Annotated in this window: 21 protein-coding genes; 10 read left to right on the forward strand and 11 right to left on the reverse strand. The window is 69.3% G+C overall.

Annotation, left to right across the window (positions count from 1 at the left end; translation table 11 throughout):
* The first annotated feature begins 31 nt into the window (after window positions 1-31).
* Genes ACK8HH_RS09465 through ACK8HH_RS09475 form a run of 3 tightly spaced genes read left to right on the forward strand, consistent with a single transcriptional unit; the run spans window position 32 to window position 4,021 of the window.
* Window positions 32-1,648, forward strand: coding sequence for an amidohydrolase (locus tag ACK8HH_RS09465; protein ID WP_278127348.1), 1,617 nt, complete (start codon window positions 32-34; stop codon window positions 1,646-1,648).
* Complete coding sequence (gene lnt, locus ACK8HH_RS09470; RefSeq protein ID WP_411815864.1) at window positions 1,645-3,264, forward strand: apolipoprotein N-acyltransferase; 1,620 nt, start codon at window positions 1,645-1,647, stop codon at window positions 3,262-3,264. Before ACK8HH_RS09465 ends, lnt begins: the two co-directional genes overlap by 4 nt.
* Window positions 3,245-4,021 (forward strand): polyprenol monophosphomannose synthase, encoded by a 777-nt coding sequence (locus ACK8HH_RS09475; RefSeq protein WP_045537362.1) that lies wholly within the window; start codon window positions 3,245-3,247, stop codon window positions 4,019-4,021. Before lnt ends, ACK8HH_RS09475 begins: the two co-directional genes overlap by 20 nt.
* Before the next feature lie 84 nt (window positions 4,022-4,105).
* On the opposite strand, the gene ACK8HH_RS09480 is transcribed toward ACK8HH_RS09475, so the two are convergent.
* A complete protein-coding gene (locus ACK8HH_RS09480) occupies window positions 4,106-4,450 on the reverse strand; it encodes an RNA polymerase-binding protein RbpA (RefSeq protein WP_006894962.1) in 345 nt (114 codons plus the stop codon).
* A 172-nt stretch (window positions 4,451-4,622) separates the two neighbouring features.
* Here ACK8HH_RS09480 and ACK8HH_RS09485 point away from each other — a divergent pair, with 172 nt between their 5' ends.
* The 3 genes from ACK8HH_RS09485 (at window position 4,623) to ACK8HH_RS09495 (ending at window position 6,073) form a co-directional block, all read left to right on the forward strand.
* Window positions 4,623-4,904: a hypothetical protein gene (locus ACK8HH_RS09485; RefSeq protein ID WP_006894965.1), complete on the forward strand. Its 282-nt coding sequence runs from the start codon at window positions 4,623-4,625 to the stop codon at window positions 4,902-4,904.
* A gap of 81 nt (window positions 4,905-4,985) precedes the next feature.
* Complete coding sequence (locus tag ACK8HH_RS09490; RefSeq protein ID WP_346077439.1) at window positions 4,986-5,786, forward strand: adenylate/guanylate cyclase domain-containing protein; 801 nt, start codon at window positions 4,986-4,988, stop codon at window positions 5,784-5,786.
* A gap of 2 nt (window positions 5,787-5,788) precedes the next feature.
* Window positions 5,789-6,073 (forward strand): hypothetical protein, encoded by a 285-nt coding sequence (locus ACK8HH_RS09495; protein ID WP_006894968.1) that lies wholly within the window; start codon window positions 5,789-5,791, stop codon window positions 6,071-6,073.
* A gap of 21 nt (window positions 6,074-6,094) precedes the next feature.
* Here the strand turns inward: ACK8HH_RS09495 and ACK8HH_RS09500 are convergent, their stop codons facing one another.
* A complete protein-coding gene (locus tag ACK8HH_RS09500) occupies window positions 6,095-6,958 on the reverse strand; it encodes a crotonase/enoyl-CoA hydratase family protein (RefSeq protein ID WP_412475143.1) in 864 nt (287 codons plus the stop codon).
* A 60-nt stretch (window positions 6,959-7,018) separates the two neighbouring features.
* A complete protein-coding gene (locus tag ACK8HH_RS09505) occupies window positions 7,019-8,785 on the reverse strand; it encodes an alpha/beta hydrolase (RefSeq protein ID WP_412475144.1) in 1,767 nt (588 codons plus the stop codon).
* Window positions 8,786-8,865: 80 nt separating this feature from the next.
* Here ACK8HH_RS09505 and ACK8HH_RS09510 point away from each other — a divergent pair, with 80 nt between their 5' ends.
* Window positions 8,866-9,567 (forward strand): VOC family protein, encoded by a 702-nt coding sequence (locus ACK8HH_RS09510; protein WP_412475145.1) that lies wholly within the window; start codon window positions 8,866-8,868, stop codon window positions 9,565-9,567.
* 47 nt (window positions 9,568-9,614) lie between these two features.
* Here ACK8HH_RS09510 and ACK8HH_RS09515 read toward each other — a convergent pair whose 3' ends face one another.
* The 5 genes from ACK8HH_RS09515 to sfnG are packed head-to-tail and all read right to left on the reverse strand — an operon-like array spanning window position 9,615 to window position 15,104.
* Window positions 9,615-10,112, reverse strand: coding sequence for a flavin reductase family protein (locus ACK8HH_RS09515; RefSeq protein ID WP_062367848.1), 498 nt, complete (start codon window positions 10,110-10,112; stop codon window positions 9,615-9,617).
* A 22-nt stretch (window positions 10,113-10,134) separates the two neighbouring features.
* Window positions 10,135-11,406: an LLM class flavin-dependent oxidoreductase gene (locus ACK8HH_RS09520; protein WP_412475146.1), complete on the reverse strand. Its 1,272-nt coding sequence runs from the start codon at window positions 11,404-11,406 to the stop codon at window positions 10,135-10,137.
* 19 nt (window positions 11,407-11,425) lie between these two features.
* Window positions 11,426-12,628 (reverse strand): acyl-CoA dehydrogenase family protein, encoded by a 1,203-nt coding sequence (locus tag ACK8HH_RS09525; RefSeq protein ID WP_412475147.1) that lies wholly within the window; start codon window positions 12,626-12,628, stop codon window positions 11,426-11,428.
* Between the two features lie 42 nt (window positions 12,629-12,670).
* Window positions 12,671-13,888 carry an acyl-CoA dehydrogenase family protein gene (locus tag ACK8HH_RS09530; protein WP_412475148.1) on the reverse strand — a complete coding sequence of 406 codons (1,218 nt, stop codon included), beginning with the start codon at window positions 13,886-13,888 and terminating at the stop codon, window positions 12,671-12,673.
* A gap of 43 nt (window positions 13,889-13,931) precedes the next feature.
* The gene (gene sfnG, locus ACK8HH_RS09535; protein ID WP_006894983.1) at window positions 13,932-15,104 is read right to left on the reverse strand and encodes a dimethylsulfone monooxygenase SfnG; all 1,173 of its coding nucleotides are present in this window, start codon (window positions 15,102-15,104) and stop codon (window positions 13,932-13,934) included.
* 220 nt (window positions 15,105-15,324) lie between these two features.
* On the opposite strand from sfnG, the gene ACK8HH_RS09540 reads away from it, so the two are divergent.
* Genes ACK8HH_RS09540 through ACK8HH_RS09550 form a run of 3 tightly spaced genes read left to right on the forward strand, consistent with a single transcriptional unit; the run spans window position 15,325 to window position 17,287 of the window.
* Window positions 15,325-15,951: an LON peptidase substrate-binding domain-containing protein gene (locus ACK8HH_RS09540; RefSeq protein WP_039866865.1), complete on the forward strand. Its 627-nt coding sequence runs from the start codon at window positions 15,325-15,327 to the stop codon at window positions 15,949-15,951.
* Window positions 15,952-15,954: 3 nt separating this feature from the next.
* Window positions 15,955-16,941: a pirin family protein gene (locus ACK8HH_RS09545; RefSeq protein WP_222111418.1), complete on the forward strand. Its 987-nt coding sequence runs from the start codon at window positions 15,955-15,957 to the stop codon at window positions 16,939-16,941.
* Window positions 16,942-16,957: 16 nt separating this feature from the next.
* On the forward strand, window positions 16,958-17,287 hold the full coding sequence (locus tag ACK8HH_RS09550; RefSeq protein ID WP_346077449.1) for a GNAT family N-acetyltransferase: 330 nt from the start codon (window positions 16,958-16,960) through the stop codon (window positions 17,285-17,287).
* A gap of 68 nt (window positions 17,288-17,355) precedes the next feature.
* Here the strand turns inward: ACK8HH_RS09550 and ACK8HH_RS09555 are convergent, their stop codons facing one another.
* The 3 genes from ACK8HH_RS09555 to ACK8HH_RS09565 all read right to left on the reverse strand — a co-directional run bounded on the left by ACK8HH_RS09555 (window position 17,356) and on the right by ACK8HH_RS09565 (window position 20,383).
* On the reverse strand, window positions 17,356-18,639 hold the full coding sequence (locus tag ACK8HH_RS09555) for a flotillin family protein (protein WP_375004048.1): 1,284 nt from the start codon (window positions 18,637-18,639) through the stop codon (window positions 17,356-17,358).
* Between the two features lie 49 nt (window positions 18,640-18,688).
* Entirely contained in the window at window positions 18,689-19,195 is a 507-nt protein-coding gene (locus ACK8HH_RS09560; RefSeq protein WP_006894990.1) for a hypothetical protein, read from the reverse strand.
* A 108-nt stretch (window positions 19,196-19,303) separates the two neighbouring features.
* Complete coding sequence (locus tag ACK8HH_RS09565) at window positions 19,304-20,383, reverse strand: NADH:flavin oxidoreductase (protein ID WP_006894991.1); 1,080 nt, start codon at window positions 20,381-20,383, stop codon at window positions 19,304-19,306.
* Window positions 20,384-20,415: the final 32 nt, after the last annotated feature.

Genomic DNA, 20,415 nt, shown 5'->3' on the forward strand with positions numbered 1-20,415 from the left:
CGGCAGAAGACCCGTCTGGGAGAATGACGGCGTGACGACGCAGCTGCTCCTCGGAGGCATGGTCTACTCCTCGCCGGCGGTACCCGACGCCACCGCGATGGCGGTGACCGACGGGACGGTCGTATGGGTAGGGACCGACGACGTCGGCCGGGCCCTGCACCCGGACGCGCACGTGATCGATCTGCAGGGACGGTTCGTCAGCCCCGCGTTCGTCGACTGCCATGTTCATCTCACCGACACCGGCATCGCGCTCGGCGGCCTCAACCTGTCCGGAGCCGGCAGCCGCTCGGAATGCCTGCGGATGCTGGCCGAGTACCTCTCCGAGCACGATGAGGACCTCGTCTGGGGGCTCGGCTGGGACGCATCGGCGTGGTCGAGTGACGAGCCGGGCCAGGACTCGCCGCCGACCACGTCCGACATCGACGCCGTCGCCGGCGGCCGCGCCGTGTACCTCGCCCGGATCGATGAGCATTCGGCCGCGGCGTCGTCGGGGCTGCGCCGCCTGGTTCCGGGACTCGAGTCCGAGCACGGGTACTCGCCCGAACAGCCGCTCGTCGCGGACGCGCACCACCGGGTCCGCACCACAGCGCGCAATCTGATCGGTGCCACCGCGCGCAGGCGCGCCCAGTTGCGGGCCCTCGACCACGCGGCCGCCCGCGGTGTGGTCGCCGTCCATGAGAACGGCGGCCCCGACATCAGCGGGCTCGACGACTTCCGGTCGCTCGCCGACCTCGACCACGGGGTCGGCGTGCGGCGGTACTGGGGCGAGGCGGCGTCGTCCGTCGACGAGGTGCGGCACATCCTCGACCGCACCGGGGCCGATGCCATCGGCGGCGACCTGTTCGTCGACGGCGCGCTCGGCTCCCACACCGCCTGGCTGTGCGAGCCCTACAGCGACTGGTCGAGCACCAGCGGTGTCAGCTACCTCTCCGAGCAGGTGATCCTCGATCACCTGCGCGCCACCACCGAGGCCCGCGTGCAGGCCGGCTTCCACATGATCGGTGACGCCGCCGCGGCCGCCGTCGCTCATGCGATGGAGGTGTTGGCGGCCGAACTCGGCACGCCGGCCCTGGCGCGGTGCGTTCACCGTCTCGAACACGCGGAGATGGTCACCCGCGCCCAGGCCGAGATCTTCGCCCGGTGCGGCGCCGTCGCGAGCATGCAGCCGCTGTTCGACGCCGCATGGGGAGGCACCGAGGATCTGTACGCCACGCGCCTCGGCGATCGGGGTACCGGGTTGAACGATTTCGCGATGCTCGCGAAGGCCGGAGTGTCCCTCGCCTTCTCCAGCGACTCCCCGGTGTGCGACATCGACCCGTGGTCCACCGTCCGGGCCGCGGCGCACCATCGCACGGCCTCGAGTTCGATCTCGCCGCGCGCCGCCTTCGCGGCGTGCACCCGCGGCGGCTGGCGCGCCGGCGGGGTCAACGACGGCCTCACCGGAACGCTGGTCCCCGGTGCGCCCGCGCACTACGCCGTGTGGGAGGTGGACGAACTCGTGGTCGCAGCGGCCACCGAGAACGTGCAGCGGTGGTCCACCGATCCGCGCTCGCGGGTGCCGGCCCTGCCGGATGTGGCACCGGGAGCTCGACTGCCCGAGTGCGTCGAGACCGTCGCCGGAGGCCGGACCATCTTCCGTCGCGCGTGACCGCCGTCCGTTGGTGGCAGCGGGTCCCGGTCGCCGCGGCGGCCGGCGGCCTGATGTACGCGTCGTTTCCGCCTCTGCACCATGTGTGGTGGCTGGCGCCCGTCTCACTGGGGCTGCTGTACGCCGTCATGACCATCGGCCGCCCGTCGGTGAAGAGCTGCGCCGGGTCCGGCTTCGTCTTCGGCCTCGCCTTCTTCGTCCCGCTGCTGCCGTGGATAGGGGAGTACGTTGGACCACTGCCGTGGCTCGCGCTCGCCGCCGTGATGGCCGGCTATCTCGCGCTCTTCGGCGCTCTTGCGGCGGTCACCATGCGGCTGCGCGCGCGGCCGCTGTGGTTCGCACTCAGCTGGGTCACCGTCGAAGCCGTCCGCTCCGCCTTCCCCTTCGGGGGCTTTCCCTGGGGGCGTACCGCCTTCAGCCAGGTGGACGGCTGGTACCTGCCGCTCACGTCGGTGATCGGCGTTCCCGGCGTCGCCTTCGTGATCGCGCTCACCGGGGCCTCCGCGGTGGAGGTCATCGGCAGGCTCCTGCATCGACCGACCAGGACCGCCCGATCGGCGGGTGCCGCTCTGGCGATCGGGGTGGTGGTCGTGCCCCTAGCCGCCGGTGCGGCGCTGTCGCGCATCGGAAGCCCGCTGACGTCGTCGGCCGGCACCAGCGACATCGCCGCCGTGCAGGGAAACGTGCCGAGACTGGGCCTCGATTTCGACACCCAGCGCCGCGCCGTCCTCGACAATCACGTCCGGGAGACGCTCGGGCTCGCCGCCGAGATCGACTCCGGCCGGCGCAGCAGGCCCGACCTGGTGCTGTGGCCGGAGAACGCGGCCGACGCGCCTCCGACGGTGTACCGGGACTCCGCCGAGAGCATCCGGGCGGCCGTCACGGCCGTCGGCGCCCCGGTGGCCTTCGGCACCTGGATTCCCCTCGACGGCGGCGGCACCACCAATACCGTGCTGCTCTGGGGCGAACACGGCGGATTCGCCGACGACCAGCCCTCGGGACGGTACGACAAGCACATCGTCCAGCCCTTCGGCGAATACCTCCCGTGGCGCAGCTTCTTCCGGATCTTCTCGTCGTACGCCGATCGAGCCGGCGACTTCCGGCCGGGCACGGGACCCGCGGTCCTCACCGCGCACACCCGTCACGGAGACGTGGTGATGGGCGTGTCGACCTGCTGGGAGGTGGCTTTCGACCGCGCACCCGCGCAATCGGTTCGCGAAGGCGCACAGATCCTGTTCGTGCCGACCAACAATGCGACCTTCGGCAAGACCGACATGACCTACCAGCAGCTGGCGATGTCGCAGGTCCGTGCCGTGGAGACGGGTCGCAGCGTCGTCGTGGCGGCCACCAGCGGAGTCAGCGCGCTCATCGCGCCGGACGGTTCGCTGATCGCCGAGAGCGAGATCTTCACACCCGACGTCCTGCAGGCCCGCATGGAGTTGCGGTCCGGGCAGACCCTCGCCGTCAGGCTCGGCCCCTGGCCGCAGCGGCTCGCGATCCTCGCCACGGTGGTGGCATTTTTGTACGCGCTGCGCGGACGCATTAGCCTCGATGTGTTCGCCGGTCGGAGGGGACCGGCCACGAAGAAGGAGCACGATGGCCAGCAGGCAACCTGAATCGCGCATCGTCGGGGCGAACGGCGAGGGCGCCCTCGTGGTGATCCCGACCTTCAACGAGCGCGAGAACCTGCCACACATCGTCGGTCGCCTGTTGACCGCTCAGCAGGGCATTCACGTGCTGGTGGTCGACGACTCCAGCCCGGACGGCACGGGCGAGGTCGCCGACCGGCTCGCAGCGGACGACCCGGCGGCCCGCATTCACGTCATGCATCGCACCGTCAAGGACGGTCTGGGCAAGGCCTATCTGGCCGGATTCGCGTGGGGTCTGGAGCGTGACTACGCGGTCATCGTCGAGATGGACGCCGACGGCAGTCACGCTCCCGAGCAGTTGTTCCGGCTGCTGGAGGGCATCAATGAGGGCGCCGACCTGGTGATCGGTTCGCGATACGTTCCCGGCGGCGAGCTGGTGAACTGGCCCAAGCGCCGCGAGCTCCTCTCCAAGGGCGCCAACACGTATGCGCGGCTGGCGCTCGGCGCCAAGGTCAAAGACATCACCGCCGGTTACCGCGCTTTCCGCCGAGAGGTGCTGGAGAAGATCGGTCTCGATCAGGTGGAGTCGGCGGGCTACTGCTTCCAGATCGACCTCGCGTGGCGCTCGCTGCAGAACGGCTTCACGATCCGTGAGGTGCCGATCACCTTCACCGAACGCGAGATCGGCGAGTCGAAGATGGACGGCGGCGTGATCGCGGAATCGTTCCTCAACGTCGCCCGGTGGGGAATCCGCGGCCGCCTCGACAGGCTCCGCGGACGCTAGTCTCCGGCACGGGCTCGCACCCGGAAACGAATCAGCCCCCAGAGAATCGATTTCTCCGGGGGCTGACGTCGTATTGCGTCGCGGTTATGCCGAACCGCCGCGCCGGCGCTGCTTGAGCAGGTCCAGACGCTCGGCCAGCAGCACCTCGAGTTCCTCTTCGGAGCGGCGCTCCAGGAGCATGTCCCAGTGCGTGCGCGGCGGCTTGCCCTTCTTCTCCTCGGGCACGCCGCCTTCGAGGAGCTTGCCCTCCATGCCGTTCTTGCACGGCCACGTCGCGGGGATCTCCGCATCGTCGGCGAACGGGATGTCGAAGATCTCACCGTTGTCGGTGCGGTACTGGACGAGCCGACGCGGCGCGAGGTCGTGATCACGGTCGGTCTCGTAGCTCACCGCCCCGAGCCGGCTACCACGCAGGACTCGATCAGCCATGAAGTCTTCCTCTCAAACGGTCGGGTGACGGTGTCCATTCTACGCGGTCCACGACGTGGACGGCGTTCCACGGTACCGTCGTGATGTGTCCGAATCCCCGGCTCCCGAAAGCCCTGCGAACGAACCGCAGTCTCGTCGCCGCCCGTACGCATGCGCCTGGTGCGGTCGTCAGATGGTGGATTCGGAGCGGGGGCGCAGACGCAAGTACTGCAAGCGGTCGTGCCGGCAGCGCGCCTACGAACAGAGAACGCTCCTCGAGGGCACCTCTATTCCCGAGGATGCGATCATCCTCAGCCACGCGGAGGCCGAAGACCTCGGAGACCGGATGTTCGCGCTCCGCTGCGCTGCGGAGGACTTGTCGACCGCACTCGGGGAGAAGGCCGATCGTCAGACGCTGACCGACCTGGCCGCCGAGGTCCTGCGGCTGGCGAGTGAGGCCGAACGCTTGCGTTGACCGCCGGCTGCCGAGCCGGGAGAGGCAGGTCACGGACTTCCGGAGCCGGCGGCGCGCGCGAACGCCGTTAAGATCGTCAGGGTGAACGACGAACGGCGCGACGACTCGGCTCCCGACGTCGTCTCCGTGCGTCCGCTTCACCGGGCGGGGGAACTGCTCGCGCGCACCGATGAGAGCCAGGCGGCTGTTCGGGCCGCTCAGATCGCGCGCAGGCTCGCGCCGGTGGACGGCAGACTCCCGTCCGGCGACCGCACCTCCGACCGGGTCGCCCGCCTCCTCAACGACGTGCGGCCCGACCGTCCCAGCGCGATCCGGGAACTCGGTCTGGCCTCGGTGGCCGTCTGGCAGTCGCTCATCGAACGCAGACGCCCCGACCCGGCCGGTCCGATCCCGGCCACGATTCTCTTCACCGACCTCGTCGGCTTCTCGTCCTGGGCGCTGCGCGCCGGAGACGACCAGGTGCTGGAGTTGTTGACCGCCGTCAACGCTGCGTGCGAGGAGGTGATCAGGGCGCACGGCGGCCAGGTGGTGAAAACGCTCGGCGACGGCACGATGGCGGTCTTCCTCGATCCGGGGGAGGCCATCGCCGCAGCTCACGAGGCGGTGGGTGCGGTGAGCGCGATCGTCGTCGGCGGCTTCCGGCCGGCTCTGCGCGCCGGACTGCACACCGGCACCCCGCGAGCGGTCGGTTCGGATTTCCTCGGTGTGGACGTGAACATCGCGGCGCGGGTCTGCGATGCGGCGGGCGGTGGCGAGGTGTATGCGAGCGAGTCCGCCCTCGACCAGCTCGATCCCGATGACTACATGCTCCGCCGCAAGCGGTTCAAGGCCAAGGGCGTACCGCGCGAACTCCAGGTGTTCCGCGTCGTTCCGCGGTACTGACGATGCCCTTCGACGACGACGAGCTGGAAGAGTTCTACCGGCGCATCGAGTCGCGGACCGCGGCGGCGAATGCGCGTCCGCGCAAGCGCAGGCGCCAGGTGCCCCGCGTGCAGTTCGCCTGTCCGACGCCGGAGAAGATCGCCTATCCGTCGCAGGCGGCGGTGACCGGCGCGATCCTGGCGGTGGCTCGCAACTCTCGAGGTCGCCCCAGCCTACGGTCATACGAATGTGTGTGCGGCGCATGGCATCTCACGAGTGCCATACCCCGCCCGCCGGGCAGCCGGTGATCCGGGTGCCCGGCGACGGCGTCACTGCCCGCGGAAGTTCGGCGGACGCTTCTCGAAGACGGCGGTGACCGCCTCGGTGAGATCGTCGCTCGGCAGGAAGGCCGCGTTCCACGCCGCGACGTAGCGGAGGCTGTCGTCGACGCGCGCGCTCCGGCTGTGATCGAGGACATCCTTGACGCCCTGCACTACGAGGGGAGCGTTGGCCGCGATCTCGGCCGCGATCCCCCGCGCGGCGGCAAGGGCGGCGTCCTTGTCGTCGTACACGTCGCTGACGAGGCCGATCTTCTCTGCGCGAGCGGCATCGATGTCCTTGCCGGTCAGCGCGAGTTCACGGGTGTGACCTTCGCCGATGATCAGCGGCAGGCGGGCGAGCGAACCCATGTCCGCGACGATGGCGACCTTGACTTCGCGCACGCTGAACTTCGCGTCGGCGCTGGCCACCCGGATGTCGGCGGCGCTGATCAGGTCGACGGCACCGCCGATGCACCAGCCCGAGATCGCGGCGACGACCGGCTTGCGGCAGTCGGCGACGGCGTCGATGGCCCGCTGCATGCGCTTGATGGTGTGATGGAACTCAGTGCGGGGACCGGCCTTCGCATCCGGGGCCAGCACCTTGCCGAAGTCGCCCATCATCGCGGCCAGGTCGAGGCCGAACGAGAAGTGCTTGCCCGATCCGGAGAGCACCACTGCGCGCACATCCGGGTCCGCGTCGATCGCCTCGAACAGCGGGGCGGACTCGGCCCAGAAGTCGGGGCCCTGAGCGTTGCCCTTGCTGGGGCCGATGAGCGTCACCTCGGCGACGTGATCGGCGACGGTCACCTCGAACGCCTTGTAGGGATGCGTCCGGTATGCGGGGGAGTCCGTGAGAGTCTTGTCCTGAGTCACGGACCCGATGCTACCCACCCGGGGTTACTCATGAGTAACCCCGGGTGGATCCGGCAGTCGTCAGTCGCGATGCAGCCGCGGCAGCAGTTCGGCCGTCTTCTGATCGGTCCACCCTTCGGGGGTGAGGATCGCTGCCCACGCCGTCGGAATCTCTCGCAGATAGTTGTGACCGTGTCCGTCGGGGACGTCGACGGCCACCGCCATATCGGCGGCGACCTGCAGGAAGGTGACGAACGGGATCCAGTTCACCGCTGAGAGCACGTCGGAGCCACGGGGCTCCTTGAGCCAGTCGGGCTTGTTGAGCACGAGATCCGGATTCCACCACGAGATGGGATCGGACGCGTGCTGTAGGTAGACGATGCGACCGCGGTCCCATTCCACACCGGCCGGGCGCTCGAGGTCCTTGGCCGTGTTGATGAATCGGACCTGCTCACCGTCATTGAAGATCGGCAGCACTTCCGGGGTACCGGCGTCACGGTCGGCGGTGGTGTCCACCCACGTCTGGTTGCTGAACGTGGGGCCGGTCAGCAGGGCGCCGTCGGTCCGGGCGCTCATCGTCGCGACAGAGCCGAACGGGGCCTCGGCGCCGAACGATCCGAGGCTCTCGCCGAAGACCACGACCTTGGGCCGTTGCGCCTCGGGGATACGCCGCACCAGCCGGTCGACCGCCTCGAACAGCGCGCGTCCGGCCTGGCGCGCGCGCTCCTGGTCGACGAGGAACGAGAGCCAGCTCGGCAGCATCGAATACTGCATGGACACCATCGCGGTGTCGCCGTTGTACATGTACTCCAGGGAGTCGAGGTTGGCCGGATTGACCCAGCCGGTGCCCGTCGACCCAGCGATGCCGATCAGTTTGCGCTGCAGACCGCCCGTCCGGACCAGTTCCTGGGCCGCCAGTTCAGCGCTGTCTTGGATCGAGTCCGCCGAATCGAGCCCGGCGTAGACCCGGATGGGTTCTTTCGCCGGCGCCTTGTTGAACGCCTCGAGTTCGGCGACCGTCGGGCCGGTCGAGACGAAGGTGCGACCCATGCGGCCCAGGCTCGCCCAGCTGACCACCGACTCCGGTCCGCCGGAACGCAGTGTGGAGGTCGGGGGAGCCGAATCGGGATTGGTCTCATTGTTCAGCGCCGCGAAGGAGTTGTTCAACGCCGACATGCCGTAGTCGGCGACCGCGCCGTTGAGGATCAGGACGCTCACGACGACCATCACCGTCGCCGCGGTGATCCCGGCGATCCGGGGTGGGATGCGCCGGCTCATGCGGCGCGCGAGCATCCGCAGCAGCGCACCCCACGCCTGCCCGACGCCGAGCAGGACCCCGAAGACCACCACCGCCACCACCACGATGATCGGGTACGCGGTCCAGTTGAGGTGTTCCACGCCCATCAGGTCACGCAGTTCCTCCTGCCAGCGGTGATACCAGTAGAGCATGAAGACGGTGCCTGCGAGGAAGACGATCGTGAGTCCCACCCACCACCATCCGCGCGGACGCGGCCAGGGTTCTCGACGGGACACCAGGTATCGAGCCAGCCATGTGAAGAAGGCTCCGATCGCGTAGCCGATCGCGGCGGCAGCGGCGCTGACGAGGCCTTGGAACAGGGGTCCGCGCCGCAGCAGCGACGGTGTCACCGACAGCCACAGCAGGACCGTCGCGACGACCAGACCGCCATACGACAATCGTCTGGAGTACCGCGACCACAGACGCACCACGGCGTTCGGAGACGAGGCGTCCGATTCCGCATCGCCGGCGTGCGCGGCGTCGGCGCGGGTCTCTTCGACGGCGTCGGCTTCGGTCGCAGGCGGCGCGTCGGTCGGTTCTTCAGCGGCCATGAGCCTGCCTTCCATGTGCCTGATGTGACCCCTCACTTTAGAAGCAGGAGTGCCGAGATCGCGTGTGCCACGATGGTTTCGTGAACTCGATCCCTGATCCGCTGTCCATCGCCGACGTCCACGTGAGCCTGCCGGTGGCCGATCTCGACGCCGCGTCGCGGATGTACGACCTTCTCCTGGGTGAATCCGAGGGGCTGCGCTGGGCGGCGTCGAATGCGACGGTCGCACTCCGGGACGGGCGGACCGACGCCGACGCGCACGCCGTCGAACCGACGGTCGACTTGACTGTCGCCGATTACGACGGTGCCGCAGCGCTCCTGCGTCGGCGGGGCCTGACCCTGGACGATACGGACGGCGCTGCGGCGATCGTCGGCGCCTCGCCGCTGCGCATCACCGCCGGCCCGCAGGTCCGGCCCACCGGCCGGATGCTCGACCACATCGGCCTCACCGCGCCCGATGCCGACCGGGCCGTCGCGCTCCTCGGCGGCCGGCTCGGGATCAACCTGCGCCTCGTCCGCGAGCTCGGCGACGGGATGTGCCAGCTCTTCTTCCGGACACGCACCGTCGTGATCGAGGTCGTCGCCGGAGCCCCGGACGCCGGCGACCGCCTCGGACTCATGGGACTGGCCTGGCGCACCGACGACATCGTCGCCGAACGGCATCGCCTGGCGGGCGCCGGCCTCGAAGTCAGCGATGTCCGCACCGGCCGCAAGGGAGGCACTCGCGTATGCACCGTCCGGGAACCGGCACTGGGCACGGCCACCCTGCTCATCGAGCAGTAGGCATCGCGCAGTAGTCAGCCAGCAGCAGCGACTTCCGCGCCGAAGGCTCAGTCCGCTTCGAGCGCGGACACGCGGTGCCACCGGCTCCGGTAGAAGACCAGCGGATCGACAGTCGGGTCACCGGAATGTCGATCGACGGCGAGCACCGCGATCACATGGTCGCCCGCGGTGACGATCTGCCGCGGCCGGGTGACGAACACTGCGGCGGCTCCGTCGAGCAGAACGGCGCCGCCGGCCTCACGGCGCCAACCAAGACCGTCGAATCTGCGCGGAGCCGCTCGACGGAAGGCGTCGGCCACCGGCGGCTGGTCCGCGGCGAGCACGCTCACTCCCCACTGCGGCACAGCCGAGAGCCGCGGGAGCGTGGTCGACGTCGCAGCGATGTTGACCGACACCAACGGCGGGTCCAGTGACACCGAGGTGAACGAACTCGCGATCAGGCCGAACGGTCCGTCCGCATCGACGGCGGCCACGGTGACCAACCCGGTGGGGTAGCGGGCCATGGTTGCCCGCAACGTCGGCTCGGTTTCGAACGCGGTGGTCATCACCAGAGTCCTCCCCGCGGCGTCAGTGTGCGGCCGTCAGAAAAGGCGCGGCAGCGACGCGTCCGGGACTGTTTCCCGGCACCGCGAACAGACCGCGCAGCACCAACTGCGGTATCACGCCTTCCCCGAACCAGTACAGCTCTTCCAAGTGCGGGTAACCCGACAGGACGAACTCATCGATGCCCAGCGCGGCGTACTCGGCGATGCGGTCGGCCACCTCGGCATGACTGCCCACTAGCGCGGTGCCCGCGCCTCCGCGCACCAAACCGACACCCGCCCATAGGTTCTCGGCCACTTCCAGAGCCCGCGGATCGCGCCACGATCCGTCACCGCGGTGGGCGGCGTGCAGATCGCGCATCGCCGCCTGTCCCGCCGACTCGCTGCGTGCCAGGCCCTCCTGGGCGGCGCGAACGGTGTCCTCGTCGAGCGCTGCGAGCAGGCCGGCTGCCGCGGTCCACGCCTCGTCCGCGGTGTCCCGGGAGATGACGTGCAGCCGAATGCCGAATCGCACCGTTCGGCCCCGCTGCGCGGCGAGGCCGCGGATCCAGTCGATCTTCGCCGCCACCGCCGCTGGCGGCTCGCCCCAGGTCAGGTAGACGTCACTGTGCCGCGCGGCGACGGGACCGGCCTCGGGAGAGGATCCGCCGAAGTAGATCGGGATCTCCTCTGCGGGCAGCCGATGCAGCGCTGCGTCGTCGACCTGCAGGTGCCTGCCGCGGTGCGTCACCCGTTCGCCGCGCCACAGTCCGCGGACCACGGTCAGGAACTCGTCGGTGCGGGCGTAGCGCGAGGGTTTGTCGAGGAAGTCGCCGAACGCCCGCTGTTCATGGGGCTCGCCGCCGGTGACCACGTTCAGCAGGAGCCTGCCGGGCGCGTGCCTGCTGAAGGTCGCAGCCATCTGTGCGGCAAGAGTCGGGCTCACCAGCCCCGGACGGAGGGCGACCAGGAATCCCAGGCGCTCCGATTCCCGCGCGATCATCGCCGTCGTGAGCCAGGCGTCCTCGCACCAGGCACCGGTGGGCGTGAGTGCCGCGGTGAATCCGAAGTCCTCCGCCGCGCGGGCGATCGAACTCAGGTAGCCGATCGAGGCGGGCCGATCGCCGCGGGCGGCCCCGGCCTGAAGCCCGTGTCCGCCGCCGACGATGAACCGGGAATCGCCGTAGGTCGGCAGAAACCAGTGGAGCTTCAGTGCGGGGCGCTCGGTGTTCGACTGCTCTGACGGACTCGCGACCGGAGCTGTCGGGATCGCGGACCGGTTGGCCGTCACGGTGGTCGAGGAGGGGGTCTGTGCCATGTCTTCTTCCTGTGGAGGATCAGATGTTGCCGTGGGCGGGGGGCCGGGTGCCCGCGAGCGCCCATCGGCCGAGATGAGCGAGCTTCCATCGCTCGGGATCGTGAAGGGTGTGGGTTCGCGCGTCGCGCCAGTACCGCGAGAGGTTCGACGCCGCCGCGGCCGCCCTGGTGCCGCCGAAGTCGAACAGCGCCTCGCCCGCATGCCGGGCCGCACGCCCGGCGGCGACCTTGGCCGCGGCCGTGGCCAGCGACGCCTCTGCGACGAGTTCGGGCGGCTCGCCTGCGACTTCGGCCGTCTCGATGGCCCGGACCGCGGCGTCGAGCAGAGCCCGCGCCGCGCGGACCGTGAGTTCGAGTTCGCCGGCCGAGGCCAGCAGGAGGGGATCGTCGACCGCGCGCTCCACGCCGGCCTCGAACCAGGGACGAGCGCGTTGCGCGGCCTCGGCTCCGGCCGCCAGCGCACCGGAGGCCAGACCGGCGTCGACGGCGGCGTGCAGCAGCTGCGCGCGAGCGCCATACGTGCTCGGTCTCTCGAACAGCTCGTCGAAAGCCACCACCTGCTCCGGCTCGACAGGAACATCGTCGAACTCGACCGTCCCCGATGCGGTGGTCCGCTGGCCGACCGCGTCCCAATCGTCGAGGATCGACACGCCTTCGGTCTCGGCCGGCAGATAGACCAGAACGCGACCGCCGTCGGGGCCGAGGGCGCGCACCGCCAGCAGATCGGCGATGACCGCACCGGTGCAGTAGAACTTCTTGCCCGACAGGCGCAGTCCGCGCGCTGTCCGAACCACGCTCGTAGCGTCGTCCACGGCTGTCGCGCCGCCGCGCTCGCTCTGGGCGTTGGCCAGGCGCGCACCGCCGGCGACCCGTCCGAAGACCTCCTCGGCGAGTCCGGGCGGCGCGAGCCGCGCGAGGGCGTCGAGGAAGGTGAAGTGGCTCTGGGGGATCTGCGCCAGGCTCGGGTCGACGGCGGCCAGTGCGGCGATGAGCCCCGCCGCCGACCCGATGCCCAGACCGTGTCCGCCGTACTCCACCGGAACGGTGACCGCCAGCAATCCCGCCCCCGCCAGGAGATCGAGCTCCGCGCGGGGAAGTACGCGGTCGCGGTCGCGGTCCGAGGCGGTGCGCGCGATCTCCGGCAGCAGGCCCGGCAGAACGGTGGCGATTGGATCGGCTGTGACGGCGGTGGTCTCTGCGGCTCGACTCGAGACGGGACTCATGGTGGAGAGGACCTCTGGGTTCGACGGCGGACGGTGGTCGGTTCAGCTGTACAGCGTGAACTGCGGGGCGCGGCGGTTCAGCGTCCAATCGCCGACCTCGCGGGCCTTGTATGCGACCGGATCGTGCACCGTGTGCGTTCGCAGGTTGCGCCAGTGCCGATCGAAGCCGTAGGAGGTCGTCGTCGCGCGAGCTCCCTGGATCTCGAACAGCCGCGAAGCCACGTCGAGGGACACCTTGGTCGTGACGTACTTGGCCTCGGCGATCGCGATCGCGGCTTCGGCACGCTGGTCGGGCGTGAGGTCCGGGCCGATGTCGAGTGCGCTCTGCAGCGCCTCACCCGCGTGGTCGGCGAGCAGCGCCGCGGCGGTGACCTCGGAGCGCAGCGCGCCGACCAGCTCGAGGATGTACGGATCGTCGGTCGCGCTCTCCAGACCGGAGGTCTCCCACGGTGAGGCGTGCAGGCGAGTCCAGTCCAGTGCCTCCTCGAGTGCACCTTCGGCGGTGCCGATGTAGAAGTTGACGAAGGCCAGCTGCCAGTGCGGGGTCACGAGAGTCTGATATGCGCTCGGCACGCGTCCGGTCAGCGGATCCTCGCCGAGGATCTCGCTGCGCTCGATGCGCACACCGTCGAAGACCACTCCGCCGGAGTCGGTCAGTCTCTGGCCGATGTTGTCCCAGTCGTTCAGCGGTGTGAACCCTTCGCGCCGGGCCGGGATGGACAGGAACACCAGGTCGCCGTCGAGTTCGGCGGTCACCGACAGCTGGTCGGCGACACCGGCTCCCGAGGCGAAGGTGCGCCGGCCGTCGAGCCGGAAACCGGACCCGTCACGGGTGAGCGTCAGACCGGATGCGCCGCGCGGATTCTGCACGCCGCCCCAGAAGGGCTTGAACTGTGCGTTGCGGCGCGAGAGTTCGTCGGCCTGATCGGCGGTCCCGAACAGGTGCGGTATGCGCTGCTGTGCGTAGTGGTAACCGAGCAGGTGCGCGATCGAGGTGTCGCCGCGGGCGACGCGTCGGGTCAGTTGCTGCGACTGCGCATAGTCCAGTCCCGAGCCTCCGTACTCCACCGGCTCACCGACCTGCAGCAGGTCGGCTTCGCGAAGCAGTTCGATCTCGGCCAGCGGCGGCTTGTTCGCGCGGTCACGCTCGGCGGCGGTGGCCCGCAATTGCGCCGCGACGAGGTCGGCGCGGCGCAGCGCGGCGTCGAACCGGGCCAGGTCGGCGGACGCGGGCGGTGCGGTGTGGTCGGTGACGGTCATGGGTTGCCTTCTTTCGATCCGGATGGAATGAGGAGGTGGGAGCTCACCGGGCGGCGAGGACGCCGTGACGGGCGAGTTCGGATTCGAGGCGGCCGCTGACGGCGAGGTCGTTCTCGAGATCGCGAACGATCGGCAGGATCTTCTCGCCGAAGTAGACGACGTCCTCGTGGTAGTGCAGAAAGCCCAGGAGCAGCAGATTCACGCCGCGGGTCTTGTAGGCGACGATGCGCTCGGCGATCTGTTCGGGTGTGCCGATCAGTCCGGTGCGGAAACCGTCGTTGTACTGGACGAGGTCGGCGAACTCCGAGTCCTGCCACATGCCCTTGCCGTCCGAGGTGGACGAGCCGGCCTGCTTGACCGCGGATCCGAATCCCTCTACCGCCTCGCGGTCCGCCTTGTCGACGATCTCTCGGAGCACGTCGCGGGCCTCGCTCTCCGTGTCGCGTCCGATGAGGAAGCCGTTGAGGCCGAACTTGACCGTGCGGTCGTGCAGTGCCGCTTCGGTGAGCACGTCGCTGACCTGCTCGCTGATACCGTCGAAGTCTCTACCGTTGCTGAAGTACCAGTCCGAGACCCGACCGGCCATCGCTCGAGCCGCGGTCGAGTTGCCGCCTTGGAAGATCTCCGGATGCGGGCGTCCGGGCAGGTCGAGCGGCTTCGGCTTCAGATCGAAATCATGGAGACGATAGAAGTCGCCCGCGAGGTCGGCGTGGTCGTCGGTCCAGATCCGCCGTAGGTAGGTGATGAACTCCTCGGCGCGGCGGTAGCGTTCGTCGTGCTCGAGCCACGGCTCGCCGAGCTTGGTGAACTCATCCTTGAACCAGCCGCTCACGACGTTGACCGCGGCGCGGCCCCCGGACAGATGGTCGGCGGTGGCGAGGAACTTGGCGAGGACGCCCGGGTGCCAGAGCCCGGGATGGACCGCGGCGATGACTTTGAGCCGCTCGGTGGCGAGCAGCAGAGCGAGCGAGAAACTGGTCGACTCGTGCTGGTACGCGGCACCGTACGAGGCCGTGTAGCGGACCTGGCTCAGTGCGTAGTCGAAGCCGTTGTTCTCGGCGAGCCGGGCGAGAGTCCGGTTGTAGTCGTACCCCCAGTCGGTGCGCTGTTCGATACGGGAGACGACCAGACCGCCGCTGACGTTCGGCACCCAGTACGCGAACTGGAGCGGCTGATACGCGGTCTCGAGACGACGGTCGGAACTGTTGGTGGACATGACGAATAGACCTCCGGTGAGGTTGGTGACGAGAGTTCGGTGAAGCAGGACGGGGCCGGATCGGGCGGAGCGGATCAGGCGGGACCGATCAGCGACATCGGCGGGGTGAGTACATCGGCGCGAGCACGTTGACAGTGTGCTGTTCGCACGGGAAGGCCGACAACCATTCGAATCAGGGTGGGTCTGACCGACCGCGGGTAGGGTGATCGGCGTGAGGGAGATGCCGATGTTTCCGCTGGGCGCTGTGCTCCTGCCAGGGGAGCAGCTGCCTCTCCGGATCTTCGAACCCCGTTATGCGGCAATGCTTCCCGTGGTGGAGAAGAACGGCGGCGAGTTCGGTGTCGTGTTGATCGAGCGCGGCTCGGAAGTCGGCGGCGGCGACGTGCGTTCGATGGTGGGCACCGTGGCGAGGATCGACCGCCTCACCGACGCGGGACCTGGCCGCTACTCCTTGCTCTGCAGCGGAACCTCGCGCATCCGGGTGACCGAGTGGCTGCCCGACGATCCGTATCCGCGTGCTCTGGTCGAGGATCTCCCCGAGCCGGACACCGGCCCCGTCGAGTGGTCGGACGTCCTGGAGAAGCGGGCTCAGCTGCAACTGCTCTGCGGGCAGGGCGGCCGGAAGGATCCGCAGTTGCGGTGGATCGCCTCGCAACTCGCCGCGCCGGTCGACTACGGCGACGGCGACCCGGTCACGGAGACGTTTCGCGCCGCCTCGGATCTTCCACTCGGACCGGCCGACCGGCAGAGCGTGCTGGAGAGCCCCGATCCGGGATCGCGGATCGATGTGATCGACGCCGCGCTCGACGACCTGATCGCAGCGCTCAGATTCAGATTGAGGGGTTGATCGATGAGCAACATGGAGGCACAGCCCGCCGAGGTGGAGTGCGGTGCGACGCCCGCGGCCGGTGTGGAAGTGATCGAACCTCGCCTGGTGCCGCTCGGCGGCATCCGGGCGATGAAGGTGAACCGGACGTTGCCGACACGTGATCGATCGATGATCGGCGCCTGGTGCTTCGCCGACCATTACGGTCCCGAGCCGGTCTCGCAGTCGGGCGGGATGCGGGTGCTGCCGCATCCGCACACCGGACTGCAGACCGTGAGCTGGCTGTTCGAAGGAGAGATCGAGCACCGCGACAGCGCGGGGGTGCACGCGATGGTGCTGCCGGGAGAGATGAACCTGATGTCCGCCGGCCGCGGGATCAGTCACTCCGAGGTCTCCACACGCCGGGTGGAGACGCTGCACGGGGTGCAACTGTGGGTCGCGCTGCCCGACGGCGCCCGCCACGGGGAGAACGGCTTTCAGCACTATCGTGCACCCTCGGTGGACCTGACCGATGCGTCGGGAGCCGTGGTCGGCAGCATGAAGGTATTCGTGGGCGACTCGGGCGGATCGTCGGCGGAGATCGTCACGGCAACACCGCTGCTCGGCGCGGAACTGTCGATCGACCCGGGCGCGTGTGCGGTCTTGGAGGTCGACGAGTCCTTCGAGCACGGTGTTCTGCTCGACACGGCCGCCGCGGAGGTCGGCGGAGTCCGGATCGGGCGCGCTTCGCTCGCCTATGTGGGCCCGGGGTCCAGCCGGCTCGAAGTGCACAATCCCACGGACCGACCGGCACGCGCGGTGCTGCTCGGCGGCGAGCCCTTCGCCGAGGACATCGTCATGTGGTGGAACTTCGTCGGCCGCGACCACGACGAGATCGCCGAGTACCGCGAGGAATGGCAGCGGCGGTCGGAACGTTTCGGAACAGTGGGCGGCTGGGGAGCCGACGAATGGATCCCCGCGCCGCCGCTGCCGAACACTCGGCTGAAGCCGCGCAGGCGGACTCGACCATGACAAGAGGGGACGGGCGATGACCGACGCAGAACGCACGGAGGTGGTCCGGAACGACGCGCTGGGCCGTTACGAGATCCTGGTGAACGGTGAGACCGCCGGATTCACCCGATTCATCGACCGTGGAGACCAGCGGATCTTTCCACACACCGAACTCGACGACCGGTTCTCCGGTCGCGGTCTCAGCTCCGTCCTGGTCCGTGAGGCGCTCGACGACACCCGGGCCGCGGGCCGGCGGGTGGTGGCCGTCTGTCCGCTCGTGGCCAAGTATGTGAGCAAGCATGAGGAGGTGGCCGATCTCGTCGATCCGGTGACCCCGGACATCCTGCAGTTCCTGCGGGGTGAATAGCCCACCGGGCCGGGGCAGCGCTGCCCCGGCCCGGTGGCCCGTCAGTGATCCACCGTCAGTGATCCCCGTCAGTGATCCTGGTGAGGCTCCGCCGGCGCGGCGCGCCCGCTTCCGTCGGTATCACTGGTCCCGAGGTCGGACAGCATCTGCGCGACGTCGATACCGGTGGCGCCGCGGATCAGCTCCATGGTGCTCACCAGGCTCGATCCCGCGCCCTTGGCGACCGGGCTCACCGAGTCGCCGACCAGTGTGATGTTCGCATCGGCCAGCGGTGCCGAGGCCGCGCGGACGATGTCGGGGAGCTTGCTCAGCACCAGTTCCAGCTGGCCGACCTCGTCGAGCTTGCCGAGCGCCTCGGCGCGCTTCTCCAGGGCGTCGGCCTCGGCCTCGCCGGTGATCCGGATACCCTCGGCCTTGGCCGCCGCCTCGGCGATGATCTCGGCTTTACGGGCCTCGGCCCGCTGTTGCGCCGCATACAGCTCGGCTTCGGCGGGGCGGCGCACCTCGGCGTCGAGCTGTGTGTCGCGCAGTCGTGCGGTCTGCTCGGCGACCTCGTTGTCCTTCTCCACCTGAATGCGCCGGCGTTCGGCCTCGACCAGCGGGCGGACCGCGTCGGCCTCGGCCGCCGCACGGTCGGTGGCCTGGCGGGCGGCTTCCCGCTCGATGTCGAGCTCGCGCTGCTGCTCGATGATCGCCTGCTCGTTCTCGATGCGGCTCTGTTCGGCCACGCGGTGGGCCACGGCGCGCGACCGTGCTGCGATCGCGGCCTGATCCGATCGCTCCTTGGCGGCGAGGTCGGAGAAGTACTGGCCGTCCGAGTCCTGGACGTCGTTGATCGAGAAGCTGTCGAGGATCAATCCCTGGTTGCCGAGGATCTCCTTGATCGAGCGCGCGACCTGGTCGACGAGTTGCTGCCGATCGACGAGGATGCTCTTGGCGGTCATTGTGCCGACGATCGACCGCAGCTCACCGGAGAGCTGCTCGGTGACGAGGGCCTTGACCCGGTTGAGGTCGTCGCCGAAACGCGGACCCGCCTTGAGGATGGCTTCCGGCGTGTCGCCGACCTTGACGACCGCGACGCCTCGGACCTTCAGCTCGATGCCGTCGTTGGCCGGGGTCGAGGTGTCCAGATCGGCCTTGACCGATGACAACTGCACCCGGGTCGCGCGCTGCACCACCGGAAGCACGAAGGTTCCGGTTCCGCGGTACACCTTGCCCTCGTGCCCCTTGCCGGTGCCGGTGACGATGAACGCCTCTTCCGCTCCCGGCACGCGGTAGCGCGACAGCACGAGCAGGACGATGAGGACGAGTAGCACCACGATGGCCACTACGGCGCCGATGACGGCTCCCATCTTGCGGGTTCCTTTCGTTGCCCCGGTTCTGCAGGGAACCGGGTGGGGATCAGTCGGTGAGGGAGATGCGGGCGACGACGTAGTTGTCGCCGCCGTCGATGCGGTCCACGATCACGGCCTCATCGTTGTGTTCGAGCGGGGCGTCGGAGGTGACCGTCACCTGGCGGGTGCCGAGCGGCGTCCGTACCTCACCGATCCCGAAGCGGCCGGGAGTGACGGGTTCCACGATGCGTACCGCCGAACCGATGAGGTCGACGTTCGGCAGTTCGGCTTCGGCGCCGACGAGGTACCCCAGAACGACGACGGCCGCGACCGAGAGCACCACGCCGGCGAGCGCACCGACCAGCAGTGCCGGCCAGGTCGCCGTCTCGGTGAACGTCAGGAGCCCGCCCGCGAGCAGGCCGAACCCAGTGGCGAACGGGGTGACAATGGACAGCAGTCCGGCGCCGGAGTCGCCGAGGTGAACGTCCACGCCGCCGGCATCCACACCGAGGACGGACAGCAACGTCAACACCAGACCGACGCCGCCGACGATCAACAGCACGATTCCCAGCACGCATACCCCCGTCTGCAGTCACCTGTGCCCCCAGTGTGACACACCGTTCAGAGCCGACCATTCGGACGGGCGACCGGCGCGTGTGGCCGGAACCGCGGGACGCCGGCCTCAGGAGGAGAGCACGAAGTCGTCCCAGTTCGTCGACAGGTACTCGAGAAACGCCGGACCGACGGACTCGGCGCGCATGTGATCGGCAGACACGGGCTGCGGCGTCGACGTGAACGCGGGGTCGGCGACCACTCTGGCTGCGAAATCGTGGTGCAGGATCCCGGCGGTCCCGATCAAGACGAAGTCGGCGCCGGCGTCGAGGCTCTCGCGCACTTGAGCACCGGTCAGGATCTTCCCGGCGACGCCGAGACGGGTGCCCCCGCGCGGCAGATCGGTGAAGTGTTCGAGCAGAGTGCGGTCGCGGTGCTCCTCCTCGGCCGGGTGTTTGAACGCGTCCCACATCGACATGTCGAGGTAGTCGAGCCGTCCCGAGGCGAGAACCTGAGCCGCCAGCTCGCGCGACTCGGCGAGCGGAACGCCGTAACGCTCGGGCGAGAGTCGCAGGCCCAGCTGAAAATCCGGTCCGGTGGCGCGACGGACCGCATCGACCACCTCGTGGATGATGCGGAATCGGTTGTCGGCGCTGCCGCCGTACTTGTCGGCGCGGTGATTACTGCGCGCGTCGAGGAACTGGCAGAGCAGGTAGCCGTGGGCCCCGTGGATCTCGGCCCCGTCGAAACCGGCCTCGGAGGCGAGGACTGCGGCTTCGGCGAACTCCTCCACGATCGCCTCCACCTCGGCGGTGCTCAGTTCCACCGCCTGCTTGGCGGCATCGTTCCACGGCGCCACCCGGACGGGGTCGAACTGTCCGTCGCCGCGTCGCCCTCCGTGCTGCAACTGGATCGATGAGACCGCTCCCGCCGCGCGCAGCCCGTGCGCCAGCCGGGTCAGTCCGTCGAGGTGCTCGGGGCCGGCGACGCCGAGCTGTCCGGAGAACGAGTGCCCCCGGCCGGACACCCATGCCGCGCATGTCATCACCATGCCGAAGCCGCCCTCGGCTCTCCTCACGAGCCAGTGGTACTCGTCGTCCGAGAGAGTGCCGTCGGCATTGCTCTGCAGATTCGTCAGCGGAGCCAGGGCGATGCGGTTGGCCCAGGCGGGGCCGCGTGCGAAATCCAAGGGAGAGGCAGGTGTGATCACCGTCCCAGGCTACCGGGGTGCCTTCGACTGTC

The sequence above is a fragment of the Gordonia sp. LUNF6 genome (assembly GCF_047041125.1).
Classification (GTDB): Bacteria; Actinomycetota; Actinomycetes; order Mycobacteriales; family Mycobacteriaceae; genus Gordonia; species Gordonia sihwensis.